The organism is Thermus sp. (assembly GCF_056332225.1).
In genome coordinates this window covers 1-10,880 of the sequence record NZ_JBWGQW010000049.1, presented here as the reverse complement: position 1 = coordinate 10,880, position 10,880 = coordinate 1, and the positions used below count along the sequence as shown (strand labels likewise).

14 protein-coding genes, 1 rRNA gene and 2 pseudogenes are annotated in these 10,880 nt (G+C 68.5%); 7 read left to right on the top strand and 10 right to left on the bottom strand.

Annotated features, from left to right (window positions below; all coding sequences use genetic code 11):
* Nucleotides 1-263 (bottom strand): 16S ribosomal RNA (locus AC01Y6_RS08390); the annotation flags it as partial.
* 126 nt (nucleotides 264-389) lie between these two features.
* On the opposite strand from AC01Y6_RS08390, the gene AC01Y6_RS08385 reads away from it, so the two are divergent.
* Entirely contained in the window at nucleotides 390-1,058 is a 669-nt protein-coding gene (locus AC01Y6_RS08385; protein WP_428722357.1) for a PIG-L deacetylase family protein, read from the top strand.
* Nucleotides 1,049-1,468 (top strand): archease, encoded by a 420-nt coding sequence (locus AC01Y6_RS08380; RefSeq protein WP_428720484.1) that lies wholly within the window; start codon nucleotides 1,049-1,051, stop codon nucleotides 1,466-1,468. Before AC01Y6_RS08385 ends, AC01Y6_RS08380 begins: the two co-directional genes overlap by 10 nt.
* Here AC01Y6_RS08380 and plsX read toward each other — a convergent pair.
* Genes plsX through AC01Y6_RS08355 form a run of 5 tightly spaced genes read right to left on the bottom strand, consistent with a single transcriptional unit; the run spans nucleotide 1,457 to nucleotide 4,540 of the window.
* On the bottom strand, nucleotides 1,457-2,437 hold the full coding sequence (gene plsX, locus AC01Y6_RS08375) for a phosphate acyltransferase PlsX (protein ID WP_476671099.1): 981 nt from the start codon (nucleotides 2,435-2,437) through the stop codon (nucleotides 1,457-1,459). The genes AC01Y6_RS08380 and plsX overlap by 12 nt on opposite strands.
* Nucleotides 2,434-2,766 (bottom strand): thioredoxin, encoded by a 333-nt coding sequence (gene trxA / locus AC01Y6_RS08370; protein ID WP_347241202.1) that lies wholly within the window; start codon nucleotides 2,764-2,766, stop codon nucleotides 2,434-2,436. Before trxA ends, plsX begins: the two co-directional genes overlap by 4 nt.
* Nucleotides 2,767-2,825: 59 nt before the next feature.
* Nucleotides 2,826-3,203, bottom strand: coding sequence for a S1 RNA-binding domain-containing protein (locus tag AC01Y6_RS08365; protein ID WP_347241201.1), 378 nt, complete (start codon nucleotides 3,201-3,203; stop codon nucleotides 2,826-2,828).
* Nucleotides 3,204-3,241: 38 nt separating this feature from the next.
* Nucleotides 3,242-3,721 carry a 2-amino-4-hydroxy-6-hydroxymethyldihydropteridine diphosphokinase gene (gene folK / locus AC01Y6_RS08360; protein WP_347241200.1) on the bottom strand — a complete coding sequence of 160 codons (480 nt, stop codon included), beginning with the start codon at nucleotides 3,719-3,721 and terminating at the stop codon, nucleotides 3,242-3,244.
* Between the two features lie 9 nt (nucleotides 3,722-3,730).
* Nucleotides 3,731-4,540, bottom strand: a complete 810-nt coding sequence (locus AC01Y6_RS08355) for a hypothetical protein (protein WP_476671096.1) — start codon at nucleotides 4,538-4,540, stop codon at nucleotides 3,731-3,733.
* A gap of 143 nt (nucleotides 4,541-4,683) precedes the next feature.
* On the opposite strand from AC01Y6_RS08355, the gene lysJ reads away from it, so the two are divergent.
* The 5 genes and pseudogenes from lysJ to AC01Y6_RS08330 form a co-directional block, all read left to right on the top strand.
* A complete protein-coding gene (gene lysJ, locus AC01Y6_RS08350) occupies nucleotides 4,684-5,871 on the top strand; it encodes a [LysW]-aminoadipate semialdehyde transaminase LysJ (protein ID WP_476671095.1) in 1,188 nt (395 codons plus the stop codon).
* 4 nt (nucleotides 5,872-5,875) lie between these two features.
* On the top strand, nucleotides 5,876-6,079 hold the full coding sequence (locus AC01Y6_RS08345) for a type II toxin-antitoxin system HicB family antitoxin (protein ID WP_428720488.1): 204 nt from the start codon (nucleotides 5,876-5,878) through the stop codon (nucleotides 6,077-6,079).
* On the top strand, nucleotides 6,076-6,315 hold the full coding sequence (locus AC01Y6_RS08340; RefSeq protein WP_428720489.1) for a type II toxin-antitoxin system HicA family toxin: 240 nt from the start codon (nucleotides 6,076-6,078) through the stop codon (nucleotides 6,313-6,315). Before AC01Y6_RS08345 ends, AC01Y6_RS08340 begins: the two co-directional genes overlap by 4 nt.
* Entirely contained in the window at nucleotides 6,287-7,363 is a 1,077-nt protein-coding gene (locus AC01Y6_RS08335; RefSeq protein WP_476671092.1) for a [LysW]-lysine hydrolase, read from the top strand. Before AC01Y6_RS08340 ends, AC01Y6_RS08335 begins: the two co-directional genes overlap by 29 nt.
* Nucleotides 7,364-7,402: 39 nt before the next feature.
* Nucleotides 7,403-7,935: pseudogene (locus AC01Y6_RS08330) on the top strand (GGDEF domain-containing protein); the annotation flags it as partial.
* Between the two features lie 43 nt (nucleotides 7,936-7,978).
* Here AC01Y6_RS08330 and AC01Y6_RS08325 read toward each other — a convergent pair.
* The 4 genes and pseudogenes from AC01Y6_RS08325 to AC01Y6_RS08310 all read right to left on the bottom strand — a co-directional run.
* Nucleotides 7,979-8,590: a helical membrane plugin domain-containing protein gene (locus tag AC01Y6_RS08325; RefSeq protein ID WP_476671090.1), complete on the bottom strand. Its 612-nt coding sequence runs from the start codon at nucleotides 8,588-8,590 to the stop codon at nucleotides 7,979-7,981.
* A gap of 9 nt (nucleotides 8,591-8,599) precedes the next feature.
* Entirely contained in the window at nucleotides 8,600-9,733 is a 1,134-nt protein-coding gene (locus AC01Y6_RS08320; protein WP_476671089.1) for an NAD(P)/FAD-dependent oxidoreductase, read from the bottom strand.
* 83 nt (nucleotides 9,734-9,816) lie between these two features.
* The gene (locus AC01Y6_RS08315) at nucleotides 9,817-10,815 is read right to left on the bottom strand and encodes a hypothetical protein (RefSeq protein ID WP_476671087.1); all 999 of its coding nucleotides are present in this window, start codon (nucleotides 10,813-10,815) and stop codon (nucleotides 9,817-9,819) included.
* Nucleotides 10,799-10,880: pseudogene (locus tag AC01Y6_RS08310) on the bottom strand (c-type cytochrome); the annotation flags it as partial. The pseudogene AC01Y6_RS08310 and the gene AC01Y6_RS08315, both read right to left, overlap by 17 nt.

Sequence of the window (10,880 nt, the reverse complement as noted above, 5' to 3'; positions counted from 1 at the left end):
GGCCTTTACCCCACCAACTAGCTGATGGGACGCGGGCCCATCCGGAAGCGGGTAAAACCCTTTGAACACACCCCACAGAATGCGTCCACATGGGGGATTAGCCCGAGTTTCCCCGGGTTGTCCCCCTCTTCCGGGTAGGTCACCCACGCGTTACTCACCCGTCCGCCGCTGACCACGAGGCAAAACCCCGCAGCCCGCACGACTTGCATGTCTTAGGCACGCCGCCAGCGTTCACCCTGAGCCAGGATCAAACTCTCCAACAAAAACGCCCCTAAGGGCAATGGGTGCTTGGCTTAGCCTTTTCCCGCGCTTTCAAGATCCCCCGCCGGTCCAACCGGCGCAACATTGAATGTACCAGGGAGGGTTCCTTCTGTCAAGATGGGGGCATGGTGGACCTCCTGGTGGTGGTGGCCCACCCCGACGACGAGACCTTCGGAGCGGGGGGTGCCCTTCTTCTCGCCAAGGAAGCCGGGCTTAGGACCGGGATCCTCACCCTCACCCGGGGGGAGGCCGGGAGGACCCTGGGCCTCTGCCCCCCCGAGGTCCTGCCCGAGGTGCGTCTTTCGGAACTGAAGAGGGCGGCGGAGATTCTGAGGGTGGACTTCCTCGAGGCCCTCGCCTTCCCCAACGCCCTTCCCCCGGAGAGGGGGGCGGGGCCCAGGGGAAAGGCCAGCGGCGAGGGGCTATCGGACCACCCCGAGGCGGTCCTGGCCGTCCGCGACCGGCTTCTCGCCCTAAGGCCCCGCTACGTCCTCACCTTTCCCCCGGACGGCATCAACGGCCACCCCGACCACGTGGCGGCGAGCCGCTACGCAAAGGAGGCGGCGGAGGGTTTGGCCCAGGTGGTTTACTTCGTTCGCCCCCAAGGCCCCTTGCCCGCCACCCACCGGTTGCGCCTCCCCGAGTGGGCCCTGGCGCGGAAGCTTCGGGCCCTGGCCCAGCACAGGACCCAGGCCCTCTCGGTCTTGGACTTCATGGAGCGGCACCCCGAGCGCCTCTGGACGGAAACCTTCCACCTCCCCGGGGCAAACGGGGTGAAGGAGGCGCCTTGGTGGTGAGGTTTTTGAACCACACCGCCGACGTGGGCTTCGCGCTGGAGGCGGAAAGCCTCGAGGGCCTCTTCCAGGGGGCCCTGGAGGGGCTCCTCCGGGTGATGTTCCAAAATCCTCCCCAAAGGGGCCGGAGGCGGCGCAGGGTGGTCCTGGAGGCCGAGGACCTGGAAACCCTCCTCGTGCGCTACCTGAACGAGCTCGTCTACCTGATCCAGACCAAGGGCTTCGTGCCCGCAAAGGCCCGGGTGCGCATCTTCCCAAAGGAAGGGGGCTTCCGCCTCGAGGCCACCCTCCTGGGCGAGCCCTCCCGGGAGGCCTTCGGCTTCCAGGGAGAGGTGAAAAGCGCCACCTACCACGGGCTTTCCGTAGTCCAGGAGAGGGGCTTGTGGAAGGCCCAGGTGATCCTAGACGTGTAGGGCGGCCAGGTTTTGCCGCACCCGGTTCATGAGGCCCGCCTCCACCAGGGCTTTCGCCCTGAGGAGGGCGTTTTTCACCGCCAGGGCGTCGGCGGAGCCGTGGCCGATGAAGACCGCCCCTTCCACGCCCAGGAGGGGCATGGCGCCGTACTGGGCGGGGTCCACCCGCTCCCGCACCCCCCGCAGGGCCCCTCGGACCAGGAGGGCCCCCAGCCGGGCCAAAGGGGAAGAGGTCAGGGCCTCCTTGATCCAGGCGAGGAGGACCTTGGCCTCCCCTTCGGCGAGCTTCAGGACCACGTTGCCCGTGAAGCCGTCCGTTACCACCACCTCCGCGGTCCCCAGGAAGATGTCCCGTCCCTCCACGTTGCCGTAAAAGCGGGGGCCCAGGGCCTCCTTGAGGAGAGGGTAGGCCTCGAGGACCAGGGCGTTCCCCTTGCCCTCCTCCTCCCCGATGGAGAGGAGGCCCACCTTGGGCCCAGGGACGCCGCTCGCCTCGGCGTAGGCGAGGCCCATGGCGGCGAACTGGAGAAGGAAGGAAGGGCGGCAGTCGGCGTTGGCCCCCCCGTCCAGGAGGAAGGTGCGTCCCCTTTGGCTCGGGAACTCCACTAGGAGGGCGGGCCTTTCTACCCCCTTCACCCGGCCCAGGGTGAAGAGGGCCGCGGCCATGGTGGCCCCGGTGTGGCCCATGGAGACCACCGCCCGCACCTCTTCCCGCTTGAGGAGGCCCATGGCCACCACGATGGAGCTTTGGGGGCGGCGGCGCACCTCGGTGGCCTGGTCCTCCATGAGGATGCGGTCCGGGGCGTGGACGATGGGCAGATCCGCCCGGTGCCGGGCGAGCTCGGCCCTCAAGGCGGGCTCGTCCCCCACCAGGACCACCTCCACCCCCTCCCGGGCCGCCCAGAGGGCCCCCAAGACGGTCGCCTCGGGGACGTGGTCCCCCCCCATGGCGTCCAGGGCGATCCTCATGCGCTGGGAGGCAGGTGCTTCTCCAGCTTGGCCTGGAAGTTGCGCTTGGGCTGAGCCCCCACCAGGACCTCCACCGGCTGGCCGTTTTTGAAGAGGATCACCGTGGGGATGCTCATGACCCTAAAGCGCATGGCCGTCTTGGGGTTCTCGTCCACGTCCAGCTTAGCCACCAAGAGCTTCCCCTCGTACTCCTTGGCGAGCTCCTCCAGGATGGGGGCGATCATGCGGCAGGGCGCGCACCACTCGGCCCAGAAGTCCACCAGGACCAGGGGGTGACCCCCCAGGGTCGCATCAAAGTTGGCGTCGGTCACCTCAACGGGCTTCCCCATACCCCACCACTTTACGGCAAACCCCCGGGGGCGCACACCCCCGGGAAGCACGCGGCGGCCTAGCGCTTCTTCTTGCCGCCCTTCTTCCCCTTGCCCCCGCCAAAACCCCCCGTGCCCCGGAGGAAGCTCTTGAGCTTGTTCTCAAACTCGGGGGACTGCTTGGGGAGGCGCTTAGGCCTCGGAGGTGGCCCCCCCTCGGGGGCCGGGGTCAGGTCCTTGATGGAAAGGTCCAGGCGCCCCTTGGGGTCGCGCCCCTTCACCATGACCTGGACGATGTCCCCCTCGTTGAGGAAGTCCCGGACGTTCCGCACGAACTCGTGGGCGATCTGGGAGATGTGCACCAGGCCCTGCTCCCCGCCCGGAAGCTCCACGAAAGCGCCGAAATCCGTCACCCGCACCACGCGGCCCTCTACGATGCTTCCCGCTTCTAGCTCCACTTTCTTTCTCCTCGCGCGGTCCTGCCGCGATGCCCCCACTATAGCACAAAGGGGCGCACCCCTGAGGGGTCTAGACCCTGGAGGAGCTCGGCGAAGGTGAGGCCGAGGAGGGGGTGGCGCCCCTCGGGAAGGAGGTCGGCGAGGGGCACCAGCACGAAGGCCCGCTCGTGGAGCCTGGGGTGGGGAAGCTCCAGGCCCTCTTCCCGCAGGACCAGGTCCCCGTAGAGGAGGAGGTCCAGGTCCAGGGTCCTCGGGCCAAAGCGCTCCTTCCGCTCCCGGCCCAGGGCCTTCTCTATGCGGAGCATCTCGGAGAGGAGGACCCGGGGCGGAAGCCCGGTTTCTAGCTCCGCCACCATGTTGAGGTAGCGGGGCTGGGGCGGCCCTATGGGCTCGGTCTCGTAGACGGGGGAAAGCCGGAGGAGGCGGGTCTTTGGCAGCCGGGAGAGGGCGGAAAGCCCAAGAAGGAGGTAGCCCGCCCGGTCCCCCAGGTTGCTCCCCAGGCCCACATAGGCGCGCACGGGGCCATTTTAAAGAGCGAAGGCCAGGGAAAAGCCCAGGAGATTGCCCAAGAAGCCGAACACGTCCCCCGCCCCCCTACTTGCCGAGAGGCGGAAGGGCGCCTGCAGCCGGACCTGGCCCTCCACCCCCTCCCCCAGGGGAAAGCGGTAGCCCAGGTAGGGAAAGGCCATCCAGGCGTCTCCCGCAAGGTAGCCCACCCCCAGGCCCAAGAAGGCGTCCCCCAGGTAGGCCTGGGCCCCCAGGGCGGGAAAGAGGGCGCCGAAGACCCAAAAAGCCCACCCTCCAAGCCAGAGGGCGTAGCCCTCCCCCTCGTAGGCCAGGGCCGGGGTCAGAGGCCGGCCCGTGGGGACGGGCACATAGAGGCGGAAGCGGCCTTGGGGGTCAAGGGAGGGGGTGAAGGCCTCCCGCCCCGAGGGGTAGTAGCGGAGGCCGAGGCCGAAGTGGCCCCCACGCGGGCGCAGGCCGTAGAGGGGAGCCAGGCCTTCCAGGAAGAGGGCGAAGGACTCCCCCAGGAAGGCCTCGAGGCCCAAAAGCGCCGAAGGGCGCACCGGCCCCCCCTCCACCCCCAGGCCCAGGTAGTAGGCCCCAGGCGAGCCCCAAAGGGGGAACAAGGGGAACAAGAGGTTCACGGTCCCCCCCCGGCGCAGGTAGAGGTGGGCGCTGTATTCCAGGTTGTGGTCCACCCCCACCCGCCCCCACACCCCGCCAAAAAGGGCTCCACCCAAGCTGAAGACGCTCCGGTCCACCGCGCTAAGGCCGAAAAAGGACTGGCCCTGGGCCAGGGAGAGAAGGGCAAGAAGCGCCACCCACCTTGCCATGGCTCCATGCTACCAAGGTTGACACCCCGGGGCGATGGCCCTAGCCTTAAGGACATGAGGTCCCGGGGGAAAACCTGAAGGGGCCTGGGAAGCGGCGCTTCCCGGGCAGGCCCCGGGCCTTTTCTTTAATGGGGAGGTGCCAGGTGGAACGCGCGGTGAAGGAAGGCTGGCGGGCCCTCTTGGAGGCGGAGAAGACCCTGGACACCGGGGTCTACACCAAGCACGACCTCCTCCTCGTCCGGGGCCAGGGCGCGAAGGTCTGGGACGCCGAGGGGAACGAGTACATAGACTGCGTGGGCGGGTACGGGGTGGCCAACCTGGGCCACGGCAACCCCGAGGTGGTGGAGGCGGTGAAGCGGCAGGCCGAGACCCTCATGGCCATGCCCCAGACCCTCCCCACCCCCATGCGGGGGGAGTTCTACCGGGCCCTCACCGCCATCCTCCCCCCGGAGCTCAACCGGGTCTTCCCGGTGAACTCCGGCACCGAGGCCAACGAGGCCGCCCTCAAGTTCGCCCGGGCCCACACGGGCAGGAAGAAGTTCGTGGCCGCCATGCGGGGCTTCTCGGGGAGGACCATGGGAAGCCTCTCCGTCACCTGGGAGCCCAAGTACCGGGAGCCTTTTTTGCCCCTGGTGGGGCCCGTGGAGTTCGTCCCCTACAACGACGTGGAGGCCCTGAGGCGGGCCGTGGACGAGGAGACGGCGGCGGTGATCCTCGAGCCCGTGCAAGGGGAAGGGGGCGTGCGCCCGGCCACGCGGGAGTTCTTAGAGGCCGCCCGGGAGATCACCCGGGAGAGGGGGGCCCTCCTCATCCTGGACGAGATCCAGACCGGGATGGGCCGCACGGGCCGCCGCTTCGCCTTTGAGCACTTCGGCATCGTCCCCGACATCCTCACCCTGGCCAAGGCCCTGGGGGGCGGGGTGCCCTTGGGGGCCGCGGTGATGCGGGAGGAGGTGGCGCAGAGCATGCCCAAGGGCGGGCACGGCACCACCTTCGGGGGGAACCCCTTGGCCATGGCCGCCGGGGTAGCCGCCATCCGCTACCTGGAGCGCACCAGGCTCTGGGAGAGGGCGGCGGAGCTTGGGCCCTGGTTCATGGAAAGGCTTAGGGAGATTCCCTCCCCCAAGATCCGGGAGGTGCGGGGCCTGGGCCTCATGGTGGGCCTGGAGCTCAAGGAGAAGGCGGCCCCCTACATCCAAAGGCTGGAGAAGGAGCACCGCGTCCTCACCCTGCAGGCGGGCCCCACGGTGATCCGCTTCCTGCCGCCTTTGGTCATTGAAAGGGAGGACCTGGAGCGGGTGGTGGAGGCGGTAAGGGCGGTGCTAGCATAGGAGGATGAGGCAGCGTTACCGCGTGGTGGTGGAGCGGGACGAGGAGGGCTACTTCGTGGCCCACGTGCCCGAGCTGCACGCCCACACCCAGGCCCAAAGCTTTGAGGAGCTCCTCCAGCGCCTGCAGGAAGCCATCGCCGTGTCCTTGGAAGAGGAGAAGGCGGAAGTCGTAGGCCTGGAGGGCGAGCTGGAAATTGAAGCGGCGTGAGCCCCCGCCTCATTCCCATCACCGGCCAGGAGCTCGTGCGGCTCCTGGAGGAGGAGGGGTTTCGGGTGGTGCGGGTCCGGGGAAGCCACGTACGGCTTCGGCACCCCGACGGCCGGGCCACCACGGTACCCGTGCACCCGGGGGAGACCTTAAGGCCTGGGACCCTCCTTGCCATCCTAAAGGACGTGGGCTGGAGCAAGGAAACCTATGAGCGGAAGCGCCTTGGATCCCGTTGAGTTCCTAAAGGGGGCCCTGGAGATCCCCTCCCCTTCCGGGGAGGAGCGGCCCGTGGCCGAGTACCTGGCCGAGGGCATGACGCGCCTGGGCCTAAAGGGCTTCGTGGACGAGGCGGACAACGCCCGGGGCCAGGTGGGGGAAGGCCCCCTCCAGGTGGTCCTCCTGGGGCACATCGACACCGTGCCCGGCCAGATCCCCGTGCGCCTGGAAGGGAGCAGGCTCTTCGGCCGGGGGGCGGTGGACGCCAAGGGGCCCTTCGTGGCCATGGTCTTCGCCGCGGCGGGGCTTTCGGAAAAGGCGAAAAAGCGCCTCACCGTGCACCTCGTGGGGGCCACGGAGGAGGAGGCCCCAAGCTCCAAGGGGGCCCGGTTCGTGGCCCCAAGGCTTAAGCCCTACTACGCGGTCATCGGCGAGCCTTCGGGCTGGGAGGGGATCACCCTGGGCTATAAGGGGAGGCTCTTGGTGAAGGCCCGGCGGGAGAAGGACCACTTCCACTCGGCCCACCACGAGCCCAACGCCGCCGAGGAGCTCATCAGCTACTTCGTGGCCATCAAGGCCTGGGCCGAGGCCATGAACGTGGGCCAGCGCCCCTTTGACCAGGTGCAGTACACCCTCCGCGACTTTAGGGTCCACCCCGCGGAACTCAAGCAGGTGGCGGAGATGTTCTTTGACCTGAGGCTTCCCCCAAGGCTTCCTCCCGAGGAGGCCATCCGCCACCTCAGCGCCTACGCTCCCCCCACCATAGAGCTAGAGTTCTTCGGCCGGGAGGTCCCCTACCAGGGGCCCAAGGACACCCCCCTCACCCGGGCCCTCCGCCAGGCCATCCGCAAGGCCGGGGGGAGGCCCGTCTTCAAGCTGAAGACCGGCACCAGCGACATGAACGTCCTCGCCCCCCACTGGAAGGTGCCCATGGTGGCCTACGGCCCTGGGGATTCCACCCTGGACCACACCCCTTACGAGCACGTGGAGGTGGAGGAGTTCTTGAAGGGGATTGAGGTCTTGCGGGAGGCCCTCGAGGCCCTGGCGGAGATGCCCCCGCCGGGGTAAACAACCGGGCTCGTGGTTCCCTATGTTGGGCTTCTCCTGCAAGAGGTGCCGGAAAGCTTCCTTTCCCTTTTGGGGGAGCGCTTGCGCCAGGCGGAGTGGGGCCTTCCCCCCTTACCGGCCTCTTGAACCGCCGGGGCCTCGAGGCGGAGCTTCCCAAGCTCCTCGCCCTTTCCCGGCGCTACCAGGCCCCGGTGAGCGCGGTCATGCTGGACATAGACCGCTTCAAGCGGGTGAACGACACCTACGGCCACCCCGTGGGAGACGAGGTGCTGAGGCGCCTCGGGCGCATCCTGAAGGCCAGCGTGCGCAAGGAGGACCTGGCGGCGCGGTATGGCGGGGAGGAGTTCCTCCTCGTCCTCTTTGGGGCCGACAAGGAGGCGGCCAAGGAGGTGGTGGAGCGCATCCGGGAGCCCTTCCGGGCCGAGCGAGTGCCCCCTATTCCCCACCCCCTCACCCTCTCCGCCGGGGTGGCGGGGGGAAGGGTGCCGGAGGGCCCAGAGGAGCTTTGGGACTGGATCCTCAAGGCCGACTACGCCCTCCTCCGGGCCAAGGAGGCGGGGCGGGACCGGGTAGCGCCCCACCCCGGCTTCCTCCGCAACGGGGGCCCCAACCGAGCTACTTCCTGGGCATCATCTTGGCCATGAGGGCCTCGAGGGCTCTCCTCTCCTCGCTCATGTGGCCGAAAGCCTTGCCCAGGGCCTTCAGGAGGAGGAAAAGCACCCCCAGGGCCCTCTGCACCTCGGGGTCGGCAAGCTGCTTGAAGAGCCCGCCGAGGCCCACCCGGGGCGGGTCCTGCATCGCCTCGGGGGTGAAGGTCTCGGCGAGGCCCTTCTCTAGGGCCCCGGCCATCATGCCCACCGCGGCGGGCTCAATGCGGGAGAGGATGTCCAAGACGTTCGCCCCGTGGGAAACGAGGCGGAGGAGCTGGGGCTCCATGAGCATCCCCAGGCCTTCCCCGAAGTTCTCCGAGAGGTGCCCCAGGAAGGCTAAAGCCCCAGACTTGTCCAACTTCTCCAGGGTCTCGGCGAGCTTCTCCAGGGCCTCCGCCTGGTCCAGGAAGCGGGCCAGGAGGGAGACGAGCTGCAGGTTCTTGGGGTCCATGAGGAGGCCCAGGTTCTCGGCCAGGGTCTCCCCCACCCCCATCTGGGCCAGGAGGCCGAGGCCGCTCTTCTCCAGCACCTCTTCCAGGCGGGCGAGGCGCGCTTCCACGCTGAGGGCGGTTTCCATGCTCACCTCCTACTCAATGAGGGTGGCGAACCAGAAGCCCTCAAAGAGCATCTTGGTCACCCGAACCCACTTGCCCACGGCCATGACCCCGCAGGAGGGCATCCCCGTCCCAGAGAGCACCCGGTCAAAGGAGCACTGGGGCAGGAGGGCGTTGTCGCCGAAGTCCATGATGCACATGGCCACGGGGTTGAAGGGCTCGCCGATGTAGGCCCCCTTGAGGTCCGAGGCGATGACCCCGGCCACGTACTCCCCCTGGAAGTGGGCCACCACCCCGGCGGGGGGAAGCATGAGGGCGGGGTTCACCGCGTCCCCGATGACGAAGACGTTGGGGAACCTCGGGGAGCGGAAGGTGGTGCGGTCCACCTCGGGGAAGCCCTGGGGCCCGGCGAGGGGGCTTTCCCGCACCACCCGGTTGGGGGCGAAGGGAGGCACCAGGACGAGGAGATCGTAGGAAAGCTCCCGCCCGTCCTTGGCCTTAACCTTCCCCCCCTCAAAGGCTACCGGCTCAAACTCCCCGTGGAAGGCGATGCCCTTGGACTTCAGGATCTCCAAGACCTTCCCCGAGATCACCGGGCCCATCCCCGCGAGGGGCGCGGGGTTCAGGTGGAAGACCTCCACGGTGCTCTTTGCCCGGATGCCCTTCACCTTGAGGGCGAACTCCATCTGCCCGGCCACCTCGTAAGGGGCCGGGGGGCAGGGGTAGTAGGGGGAGGAGACCCCCACCACCACCCTCCCGCCCTTAAAGCCCTTCAGGGCCTCCCGAAGCCTGAGGGCCCCCGCCAGGCTCCAGGGGGCATGGCCGTCCTGGGCCGGGGAGGGCAGGGCCTCGGCCCCCAAGGAGACGATGAGGTAGTCGTAGGCGAGCTCCCCGGCGGTGGTCTTCACCCGGTTCCTCTCCGGGTCCAGGGCCTCCACCGTGGCCTGGAGGTACCGGATGCCCCGCCGCTCCAGGTTGGCTAGAGGGCGGCGGATCTCCTCGGGCTCCCGCATACCGAAGGCCACCCAGGGGTAGGCGGGCATGAACTCGTGGTGGGTGTTCCGGTCCACCAGGGTGACCTCCACCTCCTTGCCGAGAAGCCGCTTCACCTTGTTGGCCGCCACCAGGCCGCCGGAGCCACCGCCTAAGACCAGAACCCTCGTCATCTTCCACCTCCCGGGTACGCCCACCGCGTACCCCTATCCCTAGGGTGGACCCGGGAGGCTCGTGAAGGTAGGTGCAAATGCCCCTACCCCCGGAGGCGGGCGGCGAAGAGGAGGCCGAGCCCCAAGAAGCCCAAGACCTCCCCCACCCCGAGGCCCTGGCCCAAGGCGGGGAGGAGGTACCAGGCGAGGTGGACCAGGCGGAAGAGGGCCACCCAAAGGGCGGCGGGCAGGAGGTAGCGGGCCTCCCGCTTGGGCAGGTTGGTGAGGAGGTAGAGGAAGGGAAGGAAGAACCCCCCCACCCCCCAGAGGACGGCCACCCCGGCCCAAGGCCCCTGGAGGCGCTTCAGGTAGAACTCCACCTCGTGGGGGAAGTCCGCTCCCCAGACGATGATGAGGGTGGTGGCCTCCAGGTAGATCCAGACGATGGAGAGGGCGAGGAGGAGGTTGGTGTGGTTCTGGGCTTGGCCGAGAAGGGCGGCCGTGCCCTGCCTCGCCGCGAGGGCCACGCTCACGGCCAGGGCCAGGATGGCGGCGGAAAGGAGGAGGATGGGCCCGTAGGAGGCGGAGTAGAAGTGGGCCTCGAGGCTCTTGAAGAGGTCAAAGGAGAGGAAGGTGCCCGCCACGAAGACCAGGGGGAGCCCCCAGGCCCCCACCTCGGCCCGGTGCTCCCCGGGTCTGAGCTTGAGGAGCACCCAGGAGAAGAGGGCGAAGAAGAGGACGTAGCGCAGGAGCATGAAGGGGGCGTTCAGGTAGGGGCTCCGGTGGGCAAGGACGGGGTCCAGGCTGGCCCCCGGCCTCGCCCAGGGGAAGAGCTCCGGGAGGAAGAAGAAGAAGGGGAGGCCCCAAAGGCCCATCAGGGGCAGGAGGCGGGCCAAGGGGTAGAGGTAGGGTTCCAAGGGAAGGCCCCAGCGGCTTGAGAGGGCGTTGTGGAGGAGGAGGACCAGGAGAGCCCCCAGGGAAAGGAGGAGGAAGAAGGCGAAGGGGAAGTAGGCGGCCGGGGCCCCCAGGAGAAAGGCCGAGGCGTAAAGGCCTAGCCCCAAGGCCCAGGGCCACGGGGGTTTCGCTTCAATAGACCTCTGCATTCACCACCTCCTTCGGGCAGGCCTCCAGGAGGAGGCACCGCTTGATGTAGTGGGCGATGAGCCAG

Excerpts from the sequence above, each read along its gene's own strand:
- plsX (WP_476671099.1), bottom strand. The coding sequence starts at position 2,437 with ATGAGGATCGCCCTGGACGCCATGGGGGGGGACCACGTCCCCGAGGCG.
- trxA (WP_347241202.1), bottom strand. The coding sequence starts at position 2,766 with ATGGGGAAGCCCGTTGAGGTGACCGACGCCAACTTTGATGCGACCCTG.
- AC01Y6_RS08355 (WP_476671096.1), bottom strand. The coding sequence starts at position 4,540 with ATGGCAAGGTGGGTGGCGCTTCTTGCCCTTCTCTCCCTGGCCCAGGGC.
- AC01Y6_RS08345 (WP_428720488.1), top strand. The coding sequence starts at position 5,876 with ATGAGGCAGCGTTACCGCGTGGTGGTGGAGCGGGACGAGGAGGGCTAC.
- AC01Y6_RS08335 (WP_476671092.1), top strand. The coding sequence starts at position 6,287 with ATGAGCGGAAGCGCCTTGGATCCCGTTGAGTTCCTAAAGGGGGCCCTG.
- AC01Y6_RS08325 (WP_476671090.1), bottom strand. The coding sequence starts at position 8,590 with ATGGAAACCGCCCTCAGCGTGGAAGCGCGCCTCGCCCGCCTGGAAGAG.
- AC01Y6_RS08320 (WP_476671089.1), bottom strand. The coding sequence starts at position 9,733 with ATGACGAGGGTTCTGGTCTTAGGCGGTGGCTCCGGCGGCCTGGTGGCG.
- AC01Y6_RS08315 (WP_476671087.1), bottom strand. The coding sequence starts at position 10,815 with ATGCAGAGGTCTATTGAAGCGAAACCCCCGTGGCCCTGGGCCTTGGGG.